The organism is Clostridium senegalense JC122, from assembly GCF_000285575.1.
Lineage (GTDB): Bacteria > Bacillota > Clostridia > Clostridiales > Clostridiaceae > Clostridium_J > Clostridium_J senegalense.
This window is the reverse complement of the sequence record NZ_HE611052.1, coordinates 251,743-271,676: the sequence shown is the minus strand read 5'-3', so window position 1 is coordinate 271,676 and position 19,934 is coordinate 251,743. Positions and strand designations below refer to the sequence as shown.

Sequence of the window (19,934 nt, the reverse complement as noted above, 5' to 3'; positions counted from 1 at the left end):
AATATAATAATCTTAATAGGCGTTTGTAAATTTATATAAAATTTTAATGGAATTATAATATAACGCAAAATTACATTTAAATGGAGGGACTTATGAGTAATAATAAAGTACAAATCGTAACAGCAGATCCTTCAGCTTTAGGATTATTTGGACTTGCTGTAATAACATTAGTAGCATCTTCACAAAAACTTGGGTTAACACAAGATGTATCTTTTGTTTTACCATGGGCAATATTTTTAGGTGCATCTGCTCAATTGGTTGCATCAATAAATGATTTTAAACATAATAATACTTTTGGAGCAACAGCTTTTGGAGCGTATGCATTCTTTTGGTATTCTATGGGACTTACTTGGTTAATTCAAAATGGTGTGTTTGGAGAAGCTCTTGCATCAAAAGCAGATCCAAAACAATTAGGATTTGCTTTTTTGGCATATTTAATATTTACAATATATATGACAGTAGGAGCTATGGAAACACATAAGGTTTTGTTTACAATATTTTTCTTTATAGATTTCCTATTTTTAGGATTAACTTTAAGTTCATTTGGAATTATAGCAGAACCTGCACATATGATAGCAGCATATGCAGAACTTGGAATAGCTATAGTATCATTTTATGGTAGTGCAGCAGCAGTATTAAATACTCATTTTGGAAAAATTGTATTGCCAGTTGGAAAACCTTTTGGAATATTTAAATAGTTATTTTACATAATATTTATATAGAATTACATAAGTTTTAACTAATAAAAAGGCTAGTAAGTGATAAAATCAACTTACTGGCCTTTTGGTTTATTGTAGATATATAATTTATAAGTTTAATTTATATATATAATTTTAAATGGATAACTTATTTGATATTTTTATTATAATAAGATATATTAATTTAAAAAATGTAAAAATAATTTTGTTTAGATAAATATTTTAAAAGTCAACTTTAAGATTTACATAAAAGGAAGGAGACAAAATGAAAAAAAATAAATTTTTAATTTTAGTATATATTACAATATCTATGATGTTAGTTGGATGTGGGAAGATTAATTTAACAACTATAACAGAAATAAATAAAGACGGTAGTGGATATGTTATGGGAAAAATGAAATATGATAACATTTCTGGAAAGGTTTTAAATCCAATATTGGAAAAGAATATAAGAGGAGAAGAAGAGGGATTCAAAATTAAAAAATATGAAGAAGATAATATGGAAGTAATCGAATATAAATATAGCTTATATGACTTTAAAACAGTTAGTAAGGAAGATTTAACAAAATACATAAGTATTCATAAAAGTATAAAGCCAGGGATATTGAAAAACAAAGTATATTTAGATATAAAAGTTAATAAGGATATTCTAAAAGAAATAATATCTCATGCTACGGATAAACAATATAAGGTTATAACACCATCACTGATTAACTTTATTAAAGATATTAATTATGAGAATCAGATGAAGGTTCCTGGAAAAATAGTAGAGTCCAATGCAATGACTATAGACAATGATGTAGCAAAATGGAACTATAAACTTAATGAGATAAAAAGTGGAACTACTATGTCTATTGTTTACGTTCAGAATCAATTTTTATATGTAATTTTATTATATGTATTTGTATTAGGAGTTTTAATGGCTTTAGTATGTTATAAGTTTATAAGAAAACATAACCAACAAAGAATATATTAAGTATTCAAGTTTTAGATAAATTTAAACGATAATTATAATGCAATAAGTTTAAATTTTACTAGAAAGTAGGGGAATGGATGAAACGTGTATCCATTATAGTAGGGGCTATTATATTATTTATAATTATGGTTTTAGTGTTTGAAACATCTTATAAATTTGGAATAAAAAAAGCATTAAAATAGATGGGTTAGATACCTTAAGATACATAGAAATAACAAAGGAAGTATGTGACAATAAATTTAATTTGAATTGGAGAGAAATAGCCGCTATAGCTGTTGTGGAAAATAATAATTCATTTTTAAATATAAAAAATGAAGATATAGAACATACAGCAAAAACATTTATAAAAACATCAACTAATGAGGTTTTTTCATTAGAAGAAGTATTAAAAAAGTTAAACTTTACAACTAAAGAAAAAAGAAGAGTTTATAAATATATAGAAGAGATTAAGAATTGTAAAATAAATCTTCCTAAAGATATAAAGGGAGAGGATTATCAGATGAATTTTATAAATGAAATTTTGGAAGGTTCAATATATAATTACGAAAAATATAACATAATGCCATCAGTAACAATAGCACAAGCAATAATAGAGTCCAATTGGGGAAAATCAGAACTTGCTATTTCTGGAAATAATTTATTTGGGATAAAAGCAGATGGTAAGTACAAAGGTGAGACTATTAGTTTCAAGACTAAAGAATTTTATAATGTGGTAATAGATGGATATTTTAGAAAATATAAAAATAAAAATCAATCTATTAAAGATCATGGTATATTTTTAAATGAAAATAAAAGATATAAAGACCATGGATTTTTTAAAGAAAAAAATTATAAAAATCAATGTTTGTCATTAGAAAATGCTGGCTACAGTACTGCAGAAAATTATGATGGTGAAAAAAATTTATGGTGATATTTTAATAGAACTAATAGAAAGCTATAAATTATATCTTATAGATATTCAAGTTGAAAATAAATAATTAACGTAAAAAATCAGTTTTTTATTTAATGAAAAGCTAAGTGTTTTCTGTTACAATAAAAATATTAAAAAAATTAAATTAGGGAGTATTTTATGAATGAAAATAAATTTAATGAAAAACAAAAACTAGTTATTGAAACATTAGATAAAAATATATTACTTTTAGCTGGTGCAGGTACGGGAAAAACTAATACATTATCATATAGAATTTCAAATATAATAGAAAAAGAAAAAGCTACTGCAAAAGAAATTTTATGTATTACCTTTACAAATAAAGCGTGTAAGGAAATGAAGGATAGAATACTTGAAAATATGGGGAGCTGTGGACAAAATATTACTGTAAGAACTTTTCATAGCTTTTGTTTTGATATTGTAAAGAGTGAAGCTAAAAAAAGAACTGATATATTTACGGATTTTACAGTATATGATGAAAATGACTGTGAAGAAATTATAAAGAAAGTAAATTACTTTAATCATCCAACACAATCTCTTCAAAATTTTATAAATTTAGTAAAAGAGCATAGGGCCATATATAACGTTTATAGTGAAAACTCCGTAGACGACTATAAAAATGTTATATCCATATTGAAAACTGAAGAGCCTTATAAATTAAAAAGAGTTTCGGTGGAAAAATATAAATTTTCTCAAAGCATATATGATAAGTTCCTAGAGCATGGACAAGATATGGTAGAAGCATATAATAGGATTTTATATGGTAATCATGGATTAGATTTTACAGACCTTATAGTTAAGGCGAAAGAATTATTTAATCAGCCTAAAGTAGTTGAAAGGATATGTGAAAAATTTAAATATATAAATATAGATGAAGTTCAAGATACAAGTATTTTAGAATATAGCATAATAGAAAAAATATTTAGTAAAAATAATATATTGCTTTGTGGAGATAGTTTTCAAACAATTTATGAGTGGAGAGGATCTACACCAGAAAATATATTTGAAAGATATTTAAGAAAGTATAATCCTTTAAAAATTAATTTTGACAAGAATTATAGAGCAACAAAAGTATTAACAAACGCATCTTGTAATTATTTAAAAAATGCATTTCATAATAAAATTGACAATTCAAGCATTAGTGATATTAAAGCTTATTCAAAGGAAGTTGGAGAAAAAATAAAATATTTTAAAGCTGAAAATATAAATGAAGAAGCAAAATGGATATTGAATGAAATAAAAAAATAAATAAAGAACATCCTTCTAAAATTTGTGTTTTGACAAGAAACAATAAATATAATATAGAGTTAAGTCAACAATTAGCAATGGCTTCATTAAGAGAGAAAAATGAAGTGAATTTTATACTTATAGATCAATTTAAATTTTTTAGGAGACAGGAAGTAAAAGACATATTAGCATTTATAAAATTGATAGTAAATAGAAATGATAATAATAGCTTATCAAGAATACTAAGAAGACTAAAAACAGGTATAGGTGAGAGAACTTTAAATGAAATACAATCTAAAGAATATAAAGAAGTAGGAATAAGTTTATCGGATTTTATAGATTTAAATACTTTTAAATATGGTGATAAGTTTATTTTTTTACATAGTGAACTAGAAAAAAATAATGTAATAGTGTTTGACGTAGAAAGTACTGGAGTTGATACAACAGAAGATGAAATAATACAAATAGCTGCAATAAGAATAAATAATAAAGGGGAAGCTATAGAAGTATTTGAAAGGTTTTTAAAAAATAATAAATCTGTGAAAGATTCAGAGTATGTTCATGGATTTAGTGATGAATATTTAGAAAAACATGGGAATGATAAAATAGAAGTATTAAAAGAGTTTTTGAAGTTTTCTAGAGGGGCTGTAATAGTTGGACATAATGTTCAATTTGATATAAGCATATTAGCTAGTGAACTTTCAAGAAATAAATTAGATGAGGTAGAGTTTATAGGCGTTTATGATACGTTAGACATATATAGAAGGTTTTATCCTAATATGTGTAATCATAAGTTGGAAACATTGAGTAAAGCATTTAATACTAACCACAAACCAAGTCATAATGCTATGGATGATATATTAGCCACTGGGGAACTTTTAGTAAAGGGAATTTATGATAAGATTCTTCCTACAACTTTGAAAAGACAATCTTTAATACTAAAACATTTAAAAAGTTTTGAAGAAATAAGTATAAAGTTAATTGATTTCATAGAAAAATCAAAAGGCTTAAGACCGCAAGATATTGTAGCACTTGTGGTAAATGAGTTTAATATAAAAGAAATATATATAAAAGAACCTAATAGAATAAATAACTTAAGAGAATTTTATTTGATAGCAAAAGAATTAGATAACAAGGAAAAAAACCATAAGGATTCATTAATGGAGTTTATTCAAATCACATCGCTATCAAATGGAGAAATGGAAAGACTTATGACAAAGGGTAAAAGAATACCTATAATAACAGTGCATCAAGCAAAGGGGTTGGAATTTGAATATGTATTTTTAAGTGGATTATATGAGCCAAATTTTCCATCATATCAATCAATAAAAGAAAACTATTTTGAAGAAGAAAAAAGAATATTTTATGTGGCTATGACAAGAGCTAAAAAAATGTTGTATTTAACAAACACTTCAAGTAATAGATATGTTCCAAGTAGATTTATAAAATATATAAATAAAGAGTTTATAGAAGAAATTTAAATATAGTTCGGTAAAGTGATAAAAGCAGTATTAAAATCCATAGTAATACTATTTTTATCATTTTATAATATAAAATTTAATAATTGTATAAATTAGTTTACATAATTTAAATTAAGTTATTTACTTAAAAAGTAAACTATGTAAATATAAATTAAATAGTAATCTGTATATTAAATTAATTCTTTATCAACATGCTAAAATTATATTAATAAAGAATTTATAAGATTGTTATATTACTATTGAATAAAAGTATAAGATTTATTATAAAATAAAAGTAATCCATATTTTATACGGATTACTTTTATTTGTGCTAACTGAGCTATGTTATATTTCAAATTAATAAATTTGTTTATAATTTAATAAAATAGTTTAGTTTATATGATCACTTTGAAAACCTTGTCTCTTAATAGAATGTTTTTTTGCTGTTCTATTATTATTTTTACCTTCTTCGCTAGTTATAGGTGTTTGATAATTACATTTTCTCATTCTAGCTTCTTTATTATCAGGTTGACTATCTTTTGGCATAAAAACGCCTCCTTTTGAAATATACTTAAATTAATTATTATAGATTTTATAGTTATGATAATATCTTGTGTTATATTTATAAATTTATTAAGTTAATTTAATGGTTAAAATGGATAATTTTGATTAAGTAAGGTATATATTATATAATTTGATTATGTATAGAAGGGATGGTGCCACTTAATTATGTGCCTTTACAGTAGAGCAAAGGATTTAAAACTATTTTATAAAGAGCTATGGTGGAGAAGTAATTGCGATTTATGTTTAGATATAGATTATGTTGATTATTTTGATAAAAAGCGAAATGAAAAAGAATTCAATTTATTTTTAGATGATTTTTTAAATAATATGATGGAATTTCCAAAAGATGATGAAGAAAAGTCTAATTTGAAAAATAGGTGTATGGAGAATATAAAGGATTTTTTAAGTAAAGTAGATTTTTATAATGCTAAATATATTGAGAATCATATTGATGAAAAGTTTTTTGAAAGTACGAAATTATTTATTGAGAATTGTAAAATTTTTGATGATAAATTAACTTTTGAAGATATAGGTCAAGCTATGCGAAATTTATGGATAGTAAATATACTTCAAAAAGCTTTCGGTCAAAACGTTCAATTTACAAAAGCTATATTTGGTTATAGTATGTTATACCCTTATACAGATAATTATTTGGACAATCCTTTGATTTCAATTGAAGAAAAATCTAATTTTAATAAAAGGTTTTTAAAAAGATTAGAAGGAGCAAAACTTAATGGAATTTGTGAACATGAGAATAAAGTTTATGAATTAATAGAAGAAATTGAAAGAGTATTTGAAAGAGAAGAACATAAAAATGTTTATGAATCGCTTATTATAATTCTCAATGCACAACAACAAGGTTTGATAAATCAAAGTAAAAAAAGTATACCTTATGAAAATGATATTTTAGGAATATCTATAGAAAAGGGTGGGGCGTCTGTACTTGCAGATGGATATCTTATAAATGGAGTTTTAAATGAACTTCAAGAAGAATTCGTATATGGTTACGGATTTTTGCTTCAGCTCTGTGATGATATTCAAGATATAGAAGAGGACTTAGAAAATAATCACATGACAATAATAAGCCAAATAGCGGGTAAATATCCCTTAGATTTAATAGTAAATAAACTAATAAATTTTACAAGTGAGTTTTTAGATAAAAGTGAGTGCTTTAACTGTGAAAAAGAAGATGAATTAAAGTACATTATAAAGACTAATTGCTTAATGATGATATTTTTTGCTGTAATTAAAAATAGAAAATATTTTTCTAAAAAATATGTAAAGGAAATAAAAAAATATGTACCATTTACTAACAGATTTATAGATAAGTTAGAGGTAAATATAAAGAAAAAGGTAAAAAAATTAAAAGAAAATTTAAATATAGATAAATATTAAATTTTATATATTATTTTTGGATTGGAGGATTTTATTTATGAAAATTGGAGCATTTATGGGAAGTCCACATAAAAGCGGAAATACAGCTTTATTGCTAAATAAATTTTTGAAAGGAATTAGTGATAACCATAAGGTAACTATAGCAAATATATTCTTACAGGAATATAAAATATCACCTTGTAGGGCATGTAACTATTGTAAAAGAGAAGGTGAATGTATTCAAAAAGATGATATGGTGAATTTATATGATGTTTTTAAACAATCAGATATTTTAGTTTTTGCAACACCTATTTATTGGTGGAGTATGTCTGCACAGTTAAAGACTTTTATAGATAGAACTTATGCATTGAAGGAAAAAGATAGGCAGGGCAAAAAGGCATATCTTCTTATGACATATGGTGGAGCAATGCCAAATTCTGGACCAGAGCTTACAGAAAAAATGTTTAAAGATATATTTGATTATGTAGGAATAGAACTTTTAGGTGTTTATGGTGTATGTACTGATGAGAATGTACCAGTAAAAGATAACACTTTGGCATTAGAAGAAATATATAAGATAGGAAAAGAGTTAATATAAAAAGTAAAGTGCCTTAAAAATTTTAAGGCACTTTACTTTTTAAAAGGAAATATATTTTTTACATCTACAATAATACATTAAAAGAAAATTTACTCCATATATTATTAAAGGACATAAAGTTATAGAATACCAAGGTAGAAATTCTTTAATTAATATTACACCTAGAATAAAATTTAAAATAAAAATTGTTATAGATCCATAAAACTGTATCTTGAAAAATGATACTTCGTCATTGAAAGAAAGATTAATATATCTGTTGTAAATTAAAACCATATTTTGACCAAGATAACCATAAAGAATATATACAAATGCAATTATTATAAGTAATATACCTAAAAATTTCATAAAGTACCTCCATAAATATATTTTACAATGTAATATGATTTTTATCTTTAATATATTTTATAATTTATAAAATATAAAGTTACAAATATTTAAATAAGTTAAACATTTATAAAGCAATTTTATGAAAATAAAAAAAGACTATTATTTTAAAGTGATATTTTATTTATCAGCTATAAGTAATAGTCTTTAATATTTAAATTAGGTTAGTTTACTTAATTTAAAGCAATTAATCTGTAGAAGATGGTTTAAAATTTTTCCTTTCAGCTATACCTGTCAGCATTAAAGCTATAGCACCATCTCCAACAATATTACATGCAGTACCAAAACTATCTTGTAGTGCAAATATTGTAAGGATTAATGCTGTACCTACTTCATTAAAACCTAGTACACTGGTTATAAGTCCTAAAGATGCCATTACTGTTCCTCCAGGAACTCCAGGTGCACCTATTGCAAATACTCCAAGTAGTATTATAAATAATGATATACTGCCTAATGATGGAAGATTTCCATAAAGAATTTTTGAAACTGTCAGTACAAAGAATACTTCTGTTAAAACAGATCCACATAAGTGAATGTTAGCACATAGTGGAATAGCAAAATCAGTTATATCATCTCTTAATGTTTCTGTAGATTTAGCACATTTAAGAGCTACTGGTAATGTTGCAGCAGATGACATAGTACCTACAGCAGTTAAGTATGCTGGACCATATTTTTTTACAACCTTAAGTGGGTTAGTTTTAGAAATAGCCCCAGCTATAAGATAAAGAAATGCAAGCCAAATAAAATGTCCAATTAATACAATAATTATGACTTTAATAAAAACTGGTAAATGGTTTGTAATACTACCTTCATATGCAAGTTGTGCAAAAGTAGTTGCTATAAAAACAGGTATTATAGGTATAACAACTTTTGTAGCAATACTAAGAACTATATTTTGAAACTCTTCTAAAAGTTTTTCTACTGTTTCGGATTTTGTCCATGCTGTTGCAAGTCCAACAAGAATTGATAATGCTAGTGCACTCATAACACTCATAATTGGAGGTATATCTAAATTAAATATCACCTCAGGAATTTTTTGTAATCCGTCTGTAGTAGAAACAATATTGAGATGTGGAATTATTGTGTATCCTGCAATAGCAGAAAATGCTGCTGCTCCAACTGAGGATAAATATGCTATTAAAACAGCATATCCTAAAAGTTTTGTAGCATTAGACTTTAACCTTGCTATAGAAGGAGCAATAAAACCAATTATAATTAGTGGGATTGTAAATAGAATAATTTGAGATAATATTTTTTTAATAGTTACTATTATTGCGATTGTAGGTGAAGAACACATAAAGCCGAATAAAAGACCTATGGCTACAGCTACTATTAGCTTAAAAATTAAGCTGTTAAAAAATTTTTTCATTACAAATGAACCTCCATTGTATAAAATCTTTGTCTATCCACATTTATAATTAGACAAAGAAAACCAAAATACCTTTTAATTTGATAAATATTTTTAAATCAAATATATAAATAAAATCTATTATAAAAACAAATATAAGATAAAAATAATAATTGCTTTTATAATAGATTTTATTTATTAGCTGTAATTATTGATAAATTTAAAAAAATTTAATTTAGTTATATTAATTTATAAAAGTTTAAAGATAAAAAGTTAATTAAGATTTATGTGAAAAATATATAATTTGAAAAAATGAATATTTATATGTGAAGTTAAATATATAAATACCATATAGGTATTACATAATATAATTACTATATTTAAATATCTATAAATATAAATTAAATGGGGGTAAAAAATGAAATCTATTTTAAAAGTAAAAGGTAAAAAAGACTATTTTCTTTTAATAATAAGTCTAATTTTTACTTTAGGACTTCCTGCAATTATAAGTATTGTTACAAGAAATGCACCGACAATTTATAAAGTATTGGTAAAACCAAGCTTTTCTCCACCACCAACAGTTTTTGCTATTGTCTGGCCTATATTATATTTTATGATGGGACTAGCTTTTTATAGAATATTAATGCTAGGTAAATTAGGATATGATGTAAATAAAGAAATAATATTGTTTGTAATTCAATTTGCATTAAACCTGTTATGGTCAATTATTTTTTTCTATTTTAATTTAAGATTTTTAGCTTTTATAGAATTATTTATATTGATTATATTTATTATTTTTACAACTGTAGCATTTTATAAAAAGGACAAGATCGCTGGTTTGTTACTTTTACCATATCTTATTTGGAGTAGTTTTGCTTTAATTTTAAATTATCAAATATATAAGTTAAATAAATAGAACTTAAAAGATTAGTTTTTGCTTAGAGTTGAATTTTATAAAAAAGTTTGATAAAATATAGTGCTAGTCAATTAAATAATACAAAGCATAATTTTTAAGTTACATGTTATATAGGTTTCTAAGTTAACTTTAAAAATTATTTATTCCCAAATTTGGATACCTAAAATAATGAGACATGATTCGAATCAATTGGAATTTAACATTACATTTTATATGAAAATATTTTAAAGGTATTGAATAAATTTAAATTGGTCATTGTTTCTTGTAATATTAAAAAATGAAATGGTATTTAAACATATAAAAATGTTTAATATATACAATAAATTAGAGAGTTAAACGGAAAAATAAGAATAGTAAAGAAGGTTGTAAGTATGAGCAAAAACTGTATCTTTAATGAAAATAAATTGTGTAATGATTGTAAAGAATGTGAGTTATGTGAATTAGATAGAAAGAAAGTTTGTAATAACTGTGGAAAATGCTTAGAGTTAGAGGGTTATGATATTAGAGCTATAAAAATAGATGAAGTCTTTGAAAATAAAGAAGATGAAAAAGAAAAAATTAACATAGACATTGAAGAATTTAGTGATTTTGATTTGGAAGATGATAATTTAGAAAATGATTCATATGACTTAAAGGAAGAAGCTACTGAGTATGTAGATGTATTTGATAATGAAGAAAATTTAAGCTATATAGATGATGTTGAAGAGTTAAAAGAATTATTAGATGAAGGTAAAGAACTTGGTGATGAGGTATGCCCTGGATTAATTACTTATAAAAGAAATAAATAAAGTATAGATAAAGAACCTAGATTGCATTAATAGATAGTATCTAGGTTCTTTTTACACTAAAAATGTAGAATTATCTAGCCATTTCCAATCAGGCTTTAAAATTTTTATATCTTTTACTAATTTGAATAGTGCTAAATCTTTATTTTTTGCTTCGAGCATAACATCTAAGCTATCATATCCTAAGGAACTACATAGTTTTATAAAATTCACAAATTCTATTGGATTTATATAATCTGCATGTTTTCTATCCAATTTATGACTACGTGGACTGGAATAATGGATTTTTGCAGGAAAAGGTTGGTTTTCCCAGGTTTTAAAAAAATTATTTAAAATTTCAACTAAAGATTCGTTATTATTATTACATTTAAAATGATGTAGGTCTAATACCATAGGTATATTTAAACTATTGCAAATTTTAATTGTATCTTTTGCAGTAAAGCTTTTATCATCATTTTCAAGTATTATTTTTGATTTAATTGATTGGGGAATGGTGTTAAAATTTTCAATAAAACGTATACTAGCTTTGGCTATACCATCTTGCTTCCCGCCAACATGTAATATCATTTTACCATTTTCATATTTTAAATCTTCAAATAAATTAGCATGAAACATAAGATTTCTTATGGTGTTATTAACAGTAGTATCATTAATACTGTTAATAACATTAAATTCATTGGGGTGAGTGTCTACACGAAAATTATTTATTTTAATATATTCTCCAATGAAATTGAAATAATCATAAAATAATTCTCTAAAATTCCAATTAAAAACTTCAGGATGAGTTGCAAGTGGAATCAAAGAGGACGTGATTCTATAAAAAGAAATTTGTTTATTTTTATTATATTTTAATATAGTGTATAAGTCATCTAAGTTAGATCTAGTAACAGTTATAAGTTTTTGTAGTTTTTCTGGTTCAGTAGCAAGTTTATTATAATAACTATAAGTTACATTACTAGAACTAGAGATTTTAGGGAGATTAAGTGATATTGAAACATATCCTAAACGAACTTTCATAATAAAACATCCTTTTTAACATATTTAATCAATATATATTATTAAATATAATTAATAGATTTATGCACAAAAACAATATTATAAAAATTAAGGCTACTTATTTACGATGATGCATAGAATAGTATTAATAGCTATGTATTTTGGAGGAATTATGACAAGACCTTTTAGTAATCCAATTTATTTAAGTAGACGAGTAGAAGAAATGATAAAAACCTCAGAGTATTTGGGAAAGGGTAATAATGGTGTTGTTTATTTATTACCAAATAATAAAATAATAAAAATATTTAATTGTACAAAGGTTTGTAAAATGGAATATGAAACTTTAGTAAAGTCACGAAAAAGTAAATACTTTCCTAAAGCATATGAACATGGTAGTCACTACATAATAAGAGATTATGTAGGTGGGGTAAGATTAGATAAGTATTTAAGAAAAACCCTATAAATAGAGAAATTGCAGAACATATAGTAAATCTTTATAGAGATTTTAAAAAATTAGGCTACAAAAGATTAGATATAAGATGTAAGGATTTATATGTACAAGAAGATTTTTCATTAAAAGTAATAGATCCTAAGAATCAATATAAGAAACGAGTAAGTTATCCAAGACATTTAATGAAAGGAATGGATAGTAGAAATAGATTGGAAGAATTTTTATCTTTTTTAAAGGATATAGACAAAAAACTTTATGATGATTGGAGTTCAAAGATATATGTTTATCTTGAACAAAAGGAAAAAGAGCATCAAGATAGATTAATAAGAAAAGCTATGAGAGAATTAAATAATAAGAATAAATAATAGGAAGTTAGTAAAAAATAACTATAATCTAAATGTAGATTATAGTTATTTTTATTGAGGAGGGATTGTTTTGAGTAAAATTTTCGTAATTTTAATTGCTTTTTCAATGCTTTTTTCTTTAGTAGGATGTACTAATAAAAATGAAAAAGTTGTTAAAAGTGAAGTAAATCAAGAGATTGAGGAAAAAGTTAAAGATGAAATAGTTACTTACCCTAAAGATTTTAAAGAAGAGTTGGGAGAAGGAACTATTATAGTATCAACACCAGATGGAAATGGTGAAACAGGATTAATACCTATAGTACATACGCAAGCAGATGTTAAAATAATGCAAATAGATTTAACAACTTCTAATTTTGATGAGAAAAAAACAAGCTATATATTTATAGATGAAAAGTTGGTTGAAAAAGGAAATTTCGGAGAAAGTAAAGTTTCTTTAAATCTTACTGATGAGAATCTAGTTAAAGGAACTCATAAAATAGAGGTTATTCAATTTGAAGATAATGATGCTAGTAAAAAACCCATAGTTTATAAAAGTGCAAAATATGAGGTGAAAGAAGCTTAAATAATTTGAAATTAGATTAATAGTATAGAATTCCAAGCATATACGTAAAGTCAAGCCTGAAAATTTATAGTGTTAAAAAAATAAAGATAAAAAACTATAAAGTGTCTAAATGAACTTTCAATGGATAACTTATTTAAGTTCTTTATTATAAAATGTAGCAATAAATTAAAAAATTACTGGAATAAGGATGTTGGCTTTGCGTATATGTTTGTATACATATAGACTTGAGGAAATATTATTAATTCATATTTTAATAAATTTTAAATTATATATAGGATTGTAAGTTGACTTTAAGAATTATCCATTTAAAAACTTGCATACCTAAAATAGTGAGGCATCCTCCAAATTACTTAGAATTTAATGCTGAATCTTGTATGAAAATATTTTAAAGTTATTTAATAAATTTATATAGTATTGACAAAATAAAATAAAAGTATTATATTGAACTTATACCCCTCGGGGGTGGGGTGGAAAGGAGTAGTTTTATGAATCAAGAAAAGAAAAATGCTGTAAAGTATTTAAAAATTGCTAAAGGGCAAATAGAAGGAATTATAAGAATGATTGAAGATGAAAGATATTGTATTGATATATCTAATCAAATAATCGCATCTCAATCTTTATTAAAGAAAGCTAATTCGGAGATAATAAAGCAACATCTTACTCATTGTGTAAAAAATTCTTGTTGTGAAGGCGATTTAGACACAAAATTAGAAGAAGTTATGATGATTATTGAAAAGTTAGCTAAATAGTTGCAATACAAAAGATTAATATTTAGATTATAAAAAGATATAAATAGTTTACCAAAGTTAAAATTTAAATTTAAAACTCTATATAGCGAAAGGAGAGGGGTATGGATAATAAGAACATTAAGATAGAAGGAATGACCTGTGCAGCTTGTTCAAAAGCAGTTGAGAGAATAACAAGAAAGCTTGATGGCGTTGAAAGTTCAAATGTAAACTTAGCAACAGGAAAATTAAACATAACTTTTGATAAAGAGAAAGTTATGTTAGAAACTATAATAGATGCTATAGAAAAAGGCGGTTATAAGGCAACGTTAGATACTGTAATTAGAACAGTGAAAATTGGAGGCATGACCTGTGCAGCTTGTTCTAAAGCAGTTGAAAGAACAGTTAAAAGATTAGACGGGGTAGTTAATGCTAATGTTAATTTAGCAAATGAAAAATTAACAGTAGAATTTGAAAAAGATAAAATTCATATATCTAAAATAAAAGAAGCTATAAAAAAAGCTGGATATTTAGTAATAAATTTAGAAAATGATTCTATAGATAAAGACAAAGAAAGAAAAGAAAAAGACAGTAAAAATCTCTTTAATAGATTAGTAGCATCTTCAGTAATAACAATACCTTTACTCATAATATCAATGGGATCTATGTTTGGATTGAAGTTACCTACCATGATAAATCCTATGAAAAATCCCTTTAATTTTGCTTTAATACAATTTATATTAACAACATTAGTGATAATTATAGGGAATAAGTTTTTTAGAGTTGGATTTAAGTCATTAATTAAAGGAAATCCTAATATGGATTCACTTATATCAATTGGTTCTTTGGCATCTTATTTGTATAGTATATATGCAATGATTGAAATTTATAATGGAAACGGACATGCTGTTCATGAAAAGTTATATTTCGAATCAGCAGCAACAATATTAACTTTAATTACTCTTGGAAAATATTTAGAGTCAAAAACAAAAGGAAAAACATCAGAAGCTATAAAAAAACTTATGGGTCTTACACCTAAAACAGCAACAATTGAAAGAGATGGAAAAGAAATTGTAATTCCAATAGATGATGTTGAAGTTTCTGATATAGTAATTGTAAAACCAGGTGAAAAGCTTCCTGTAGACGGAATTGTTGTTTATGGAACAACTTCTATAGATGAAAGTATGTTAACTGGGGAAAGTATACCAGTTGAAAAAGCTAAAGGAAGTAATGTTATTGGTGCTAGCATAAATAAAAATGGGCATATTAAATATAAAGCAACTAAGGTTGGTGGTGATACAGCTCTTGCTCAAATAATTAAGTTAGTAGAAGAGGCACAAGGGTCGAAAGCACCGATAGCAAGGCTTGCAGATGTAGTTTCTGGATATTTTGTGCCTACTGTAATAATACTTGCATTAATATCTTCTATAGGTTGGTATGTATATGAAAAGGATTTTGTATTTGCACTTACTATATTTACTTCTGTTCTTGTAATTGCTTGTCCGTGTGCTTTAGGATTAGCTACTCCAACAGCTATTATGGTTGGTACAGGAAAGGGAGCTGAAATGGGAGTTCTTTTTAAAAGTGGAACTGCATTGGAAGAAACTCATAAAATAGAAACTGTAGTTTTTGATAAAACAGGAACAATAACTGAAGGTAAGCCTAAAGTTACAGACATAATCAGTAAAAATATTAGTGATGAAAACTTATTATTAATTGCAGCATCAGCGGAAAAGGGATCAGAACATCCATTAGGAGAAGCTATAGTTTTAAAAGCTAAAGAGAAAAATTTAGAGTTTAAGGCTGTTGATAAGTTTAAAGCTATACAAGGTAAAGGAATTAAGTGTGAAATAGAAAATGATAATATTTTACTTGGTAATGATAAACTTATGATTTCAAATAATATAGATATAGAGGATTTTAATGATGATTATAAAAGCTTAGCAGAGCAAGGTAAAACGCCTATGTTTATTGCAATAAATAGTGAATTAAAAGGAATTATAGCTGTTGCAGATACTGTTAAGAAAAGCAGTAAAGAAGCTATAGAAAAGTTACATTCTATGGGTATAGAAGTAGCGATGCTTACAGGCGATAATAAAATAACAGCTAGTGCAATAGCTAAAGAAGTTGGTCTAGATGTTGTAGTTTCAGATGTTCTTCCTAATGAGAAAGCTTCAGTTATTGAAGAATTTCAAAATAATGGGAAGAAAACTGCTATGGTTGGAGATGGAATAAATGATGCCCCAGCACTTGCTAAGGCTGATATAGGAATAGCAATTGGATCGGGAACAGATGTAGCAATTGAATCAGCAGATGTAGTTTTAATGAAAAGTGACCTTATAGATGTTCCTCTAGCTATTAAATTAAGTGATAAAACAATAAAAAATATTAAAGAAAATTTATTTTGGGCATTTGGGTACAATACATTAGGATTACCAATAGCTATGGGCGTACTTCATATTTTTAAAGGTCCACTTTTAAATCCTATGATTGCAGCTTTAGCTATGAGTTTTAGTTCAGTTTCTGTGCTTTTAAATGCATTAAGACTTAAAAATTTCAAGGAGTAAATTAAAGTTTAAAATTATAAAACTTTATATAAATTATAATTAAAGGAGATAAAATTATGAAAATGAAAATCGAAATAAATGGAATGAGTTGTATGCACTGTGTTAAACATGTAAATGAGTGTTTAAGTGAATTAGAAGGAGTAACTTCAGTAGAAGTCAATTTAGAAGGTAAAAATGCTATAATAGAATGTAATAAAGAAATTGGTGAAAACATAATAAAAAGTGCATTAGATGAATACGGATATGAAGCTGTAAATTTTGAAAAAATTTAATAAATAAAATGTAAAAGGGTATTTGAAATTTAAGAAAATACCCTTTTACTTATTTTAAAATTTTTATAAGTAATAAACTTATATATTATTTGGACTAAATTTAAAAATTGCAGTATAATACATAAAGTTTGATTTATATGTTGATAATATATATTAATATAATTATATATATTTAAAGAAAGGAATGAGAAAAATTTATACTAAAGAAAAAGAAGATATAGAAGTATTATATGATTATGACTATGATACTTTTAATAAGGTACCAACAAGTGAATATCCTAAATATGAAGAAATTTTACAGTGGTCTTTAGAAAAAAATAATAATTAAGAATAAACCATGGATTTAATCATAGAATATATTACTTTGATATAAAATCCATGGTTTTATATTTTAATTAAATAAATATGTTGAAAATAAAAAGATAGTAATTTAAAAATTATATTTTATGAGACTGATATATTGTGGCACTTAATATATCTAAGTAAATATATTTTTTAGTCGTCACAGCTTTGTAATAAACATTAGATATTATTAAGTTATTAAAATTTTAAGCAAATAAAATACTTTCTAAGTAACAAATTATCTTTATTTTAATTTAGATTAAATATAAATATTTTACTTCATTTATAAATATGGTAAAATTTAATCAAAACTCAAGAAAGGAGATTTTTATGAGCAAAAAATACATAGCACTAATATTATTAATTATAATTGGAGTGACAGTTGTAATTTCTGGATGTACTAAAAAACAAGAGGACAAAGAGGAAGTTCCAACTGTAGTTAAAAGTGAAAAAGGAGAAAACGGGAAAAATCCAATTGCCAAAATAGAATTGGAGGATGGTTCTGTTATAAAGGCAGAGTTATATCCTGATTTAGCACCAAACACTGTTAGAAATTTTATATCATTAGCTAATTCTAATTTTTATGATGGTTTAATATTTCATAGAGTTATAAAAGGATTTATGATTCAAGGTGGAGATCCACAGGGGGATGGAACTGGTGGTCCAGGATATACTATTAAAGGTGAATTTAAAGAAAATGGATTTGAGCAGAATGTGTTAAAACATGAGAAAGGTGTTTTATCAATGGCAAGAGCACAAGATCCTGATTCAGCTGGTTCTCAATTTTTTATAATGCATGATACTGCACCACATTTAGATGATCAATATGCTGCTTTTGGTAAAGTGGTAGAGGGACTTGAAGTTGTGGATAAAATAGCAAATGTAGAGACAGATAAAAATGATAAACCAGTAAAAGAAATTAAAATTAAAAAGATAACAGTAGATACTTTTGGAGTGCAATATAATAAACCAGAAAAAGTAGCTCAATAGAATAAAAACAGGATTTCTAATTTTACTTAGAGTCCTGTTTTTTATTTAATATTTATATAGGTATATAAAATATGTAGTAGGAAATAATAAATCTGAAATTTATTATTTGGAGGTGCTGTTCATGTTTGAACACAAAAAACAATTACTACATGAGGTGAAAGTTGAAAGACCTAATCCTCAATATGCAGTTTTAATGCAAGAACAATTAGGTGGAGGCAACGGTGAACTTAAAGCAGCAATGCAATATATGGCTCAAAGTTTTAGAATCAAAGATCCAGAAATAAAAGATTTATTTTTAGATATAGCGGCAGAAGAGCTTAGTCATATGGAAATGGTGGCTCAAACTATAAATTTATTAAATGGTCATGATGTAAACATTAACGAAGTTAATAGTGGAGAAATTCAAACACATGTCCAATGTGGCTTATCACCAGTATTAATCAATTCATCAGGCGCACCATGGACTGCTGATTATGTAACTGTAACAGGTGATTTAGTTGCAGACCTATTATCTAATATAGCATCTGAGCAAAGAGCAAAAGTTGTATATGAATATTTATATCGCCAAATTGATGATAAAGAAGTTAGAGCAACCATCGATTTCTTACTTAATAGAGAAGAAGCACATAATGCATTATTTAGAGAAGCGTTAAATAAAGTGCAAAATACTGGTTCCAATAAAGATTTTGGAGTTACTGAGGATTCTAAGCTATACTTTAATTTATCTAATCCAGGACCTTCTCATGAAGCTCCTAATCCAACTCCACCTTCATTTGAAAATCCAAGAAAATAAAAAAATATAAATATAAATATCTTCAAAAGAACACTTATTCAGTGATGAATAAGTGTTCTTTTAATTTATAAAAAACATTCAAATAAAATATTATAATTTTTTTGCAAAGTAATTATTTTTTTAGCAATTGCAAGATGAGTGAGAGTAAAAAACTTAATTTTGAATAGTTATATTAGATAAAAGGAGTGATTAGTAAATTTATATTTTGTATGTTGTATAATATAAAAATATAATTTGAATTATTAATATTAAAGGAATGCCTAAAGTGAACTTTGTATGTTTAGTTTTGTGTCTAAATGTATACATACTTATAAGTGAACCTAAGGAACCACCTAAAATTACAATGGTAAGTAAAGTGTTTTCTTTAACACGCCATTTGTGCTTTTTAGCTTTAATTTTATCTATATACATTAATACGAATCCAAGTACATTCATGGTAATTAGATAAAATATAAATATATTATTCATAAAAACCTCCTAATTTATATATAGGATCTAACCTAAAACTTTGATTTATATATTATCTATATAGTACATCATAAAATATCAGAATGAAAATCTTTTTAGTTTTTTATAAAGACATGGTTAAAAAAATCAATAATAGAAACTATAA

21 protein-coding genes and 1 pseudogene are annotated in these 19,934 nt (G+C 25.2%); 17 read left to right on the top strand and 5 right to left on the bottom strand.

Annotated elements, in window-relative coordinates; all coding sequences use genetic code 11:
* Positions 1-92 precede the first annotated feature (92 nt).
* The 4 genes and pseudogenes from CSGHG_RS13095 to CSGHG_RS25100 all read left to right on the top strand — a co-directional run bounded on the left by CSGHG_RS13095 (position 93) and on the right by CSGHG_RS25100 (position 5,310).
* A complete protein-coding gene (locus tag CSGHG_RS13095; RefSeq protein WP_010296086.1) occupies positions 93-698 on the top strand; it encodes an acetate uptake transporter in 606 nt (201 codons plus the stop codon).
* Between the two features lie 265 nt (positions 699-963).
* The gene (locus CSGHG_RS13090; RefSeq protein WP_010296083.1) at positions 964-1,674 is read left to right on the top strand and encodes a hypothetical protein; all 711 of its coding nucleotides are present in this window, start codon (positions 964-966) and stop codon (positions 1,672-1,674) included.
* Between the two features lie 244 nt (positions 1,675-1,918).
* Positions 1,919-2,584 carry a glycoside hydrolase family 73 protein gene (locus CSGHG_RS20815; RefSeq protein WP_010296081.1) on the top strand — a complete coding sequence of 222 codons (666 nt, stop codon included), beginning with the start codon at positions 1,919-1,921 and terminating at the stop codon, positions 2,582-2,584.
* Between the two features lie 159 nt (positions 2,585-2,743).
* Positions 2,744-5,310, top strand: a pseudogene (locus tag CSGHG_RS25100) (3'-5' exonuclease).
* Between the two features lie 369 nt (positions 5,311-5,679).
* On the opposite strand, the gene CSGHG_RS23740 reads toward CSGHG_RS25100, so the two are convergent.
* Positions 5,680-5,835: a hypothetical protein gene (locus tag CSGHG_RS23740; RefSeq protein WP_010296079.1), complete on the bottom strand. Its 156-nt coding sequence runs from the start codon at positions 5,833-5,835 to the stop codon at positions 5,680-5,682.
* Between the two features lie 183 nt (positions 5,836-6,018).
* On the opposite strand from CSGHG_RS23740, the gene CSGHG_RS20805 reads away from it, so the two are divergent.
* Together CSGHG_RS20805 and CSGHG_RS13065 are read left to right on the top strand one after the other, a co-directional pair.
* On the top strand, positions 6,019-7,248 hold the full coding sequence (locus tag CSGHG_RS20805; RefSeq protein ID WP_010296077.1) for a hypothetical protein: 1,230 nt from the start codon (positions 6,019-6,021) through the stop codon (positions 7,246-7,248).
* Between the two features lie 37 nt (positions 7,249-7,285).
* Positions 7,286-7,825: a flavodoxin family protein gene (locus tag CSGHG_RS13065; protein ID WP_010296074.1), complete on the top strand. Its 540-nt coding sequence runs from the start codon at positions 7,286-7,288 to the stop codon at positions 7,823-7,825.
* 39 nt (positions 7,826-7,864) lie between these two features.
* Here CSGHG_RS13065 and CSGHG_RS13060 read toward each other — a convergent pair whose 3' ends face one another.
* The gene (locus CSGHG_RS13060; RefSeq protein ID WP_010296071.1) at positions 7,865-8,170 is read right to left on the bottom strand and encodes a hypothetical protein; all 306 of its coding nucleotides are present in this window, start codon (positions 8,168-8,170) and stop codon (positions 7,865-7,867) included.
* A gap of 226 nt (positions 8,171-8,396) precedes the next feature.
* Entirely contained in the window at positions 8,397-9,578 is a 1,182-nt protein-coding gene (locus CSGHG_RS13055) for a dicarboxylate/amino acid:cation symporter (protein WP_010296068.1), read from the bottom strand.
* A 397-nt stretch (positions 9,579-9,975) separates the two neighbouring features.
* On the opposite strand from CSGHG_RS13055, the gene CSGHG_RS13050 reads away from it, so the two are divergent.
* Together CSGHG_RS13050 and CSGHG_RS13045 are read left to right on the top strand one after the other, a co-directional pair.
* The gene (locus tag CSGHG_RS13050) at positions 9,976-10,473 is read left to right on the top strand and encodes a TspO/MBR family protein (protein ID WP_010296065.1); all 498 of its coding nucleotides are present in this window, start codon (positions 9,976-9,978) and stop codon (positions 10,471-10,473) included.
* Between the two features lie 371 nt (positions 10,474-10,844).
* A complete protein-coding gene (locus tag CSGHG_RS13045) occupies positions 10,845-11,261 on the top strand; it encodes a hypothetical protein (protein WP_010296063.1) in 417 nt (138 codons plus the stop codon).
* A gap of 51 nt (positions 11,262-11,312) precedes the next feature.
* Here CSGHG_RS13045 and uvsE read toward each other — a convergent pair whose 3' ends face one another.
* Complete coding sequence (gene uvsE, locus CSGHG_RS13040) at positions 11,313-12,275, bottom strand: UV DNA damage repair endonuclease UvsE (RefSeq protein WP_010296061.1); 963 nt, start codon at positions 12,273-12,275, stop codon at positions 11,313-11,315.
* A 151-nt stretch (positions 12,276-12,426) separates the two neighbouring features.
* Here uvsE and CSGHG_RS24325 point away from each other — a divergent pair, with 151 nt between their 5' ends.
* From CSGHG_RS24325 to CSGHG_RS13000, 9 genes are all read left to right on the top strand, one after another.
* Entirely contained in the window at positions 12,427-12,717 is a 291-nt protein-coding gene (locus CSGHG_RS24325; RefSeq protein WP_235700149.1) for a hypothetical protein, read from the top strand.
* Between the two features lie 170 nt (positions 12,718-12,887).
* Positions 12,888-13,070: a hypothetical protein gene (locus CSGHG_RS24320; protein ID WP_010296058.1), complete on the top strand. Its 183-nt coding sequence runs from the start codon at positions 12,888-12,890 to the stop codon at positions 13,068-13,070.
* Between the two features lie 70 nt (positions 13,071-13,140).
* A complete protein-coding gene (locus tag CSGHG_RS13030; RefSeq protein ID WP_010296055.1) occupies positions 13,141-13,632 on the top strand; it encodes a hypothetical protein in 492 nt (163 codons plus the stop codon).
* A 485-nt stretch (positions 13,633-14,117) separates the two neighbouring features.
* Positions 14,118-14,381: a metal-sensing transcriptional repressor gene (locus tag CSGHG_RS13025; protein ID WP_010296053.1), complete on the top strand. Its 264-nt coding sequence runs from the start codon at positions 14,118-14,120 to the stop codon at positions 14,379-14,381.
* Between the two features lie 101 nt (positions 14,382-14,482).
* Positions 14,483-16,924: a heavy metal translocating P-type ATPase gene (locus CSGHG_RS13020; protein WP_010296051.1), complete on the top strand. Its 2,442-nt coding sequence runs from the start codon at positions 14,483-14,485 to the stop codon at positions 16,922-16,924.
* Between the two features lie 56 nt (positions 16,925-16,980).
* Positions 16,981-17,196 (top strand): heavy-metal-associated domain-containing protein, encoded by a 216-nt coding sequence (locus CSGHG_RS13015; protein WP_010296049.1) that lies wholly within the window; start codon positions 16,981-16,983, stop codon positions 17,194-17,196.
* 184 nt (positions 17,197-17,380) lie between these two features.
* The gene (locus CSGHG_RS23300; RefSeq protein ID WP_155844766.1) at positions 17,381-17,524 is read left to right on the top strand and encodes a hypothetical protein; all 144 of its coding nucleotides are present in this window, start codon (positions 17,381-17,383) and stop codon (positions 17,522-17,524) included.
* Positions 17,525-17,868: 344 nt separating this feature from the next.
* Positions 17,869-18,528, top strand: a complete 660-nt coding sequence (locus tag CSGHG_RS20795; RefSeq protein ID WP_010296047.1) for a peptidylprolyl isomerase — start codon at positions 17,869-17,871, stop codon at positions 18,526-18,528.
* A gap of 121 nt (positions 18,529-18,649) precedes the next feature.
* On the top strand, positions 18,650-19,321 hold the full coding sequence (locus CSGHG_RS13000; protein ID WP_010296045.1) for a manganese catalase family protein: 672 nt from the start codon (positions 18,650-18,652) through the stop codon (positions 19,319-19,321).
* Positions 19,322-19,519: 198 nt separating this feature from the next.
* Here CSGHG_RS13000 and CSGHG_RS12995 read toward each other — a convergent pair whose 3' ends face one another.
* Positions 19,520-19,789, bottom strand: a complete 270-nt coding sequence (locus CSGHG_RS12995; protein WP_010296043.1) for a DUF1294 domain-containing protein — start codon at positions 19,787-19,789, stop codon at positions 19,520-19,522.
* Positions 19,790-19,934: the final 145 nt, after the last annotated feature.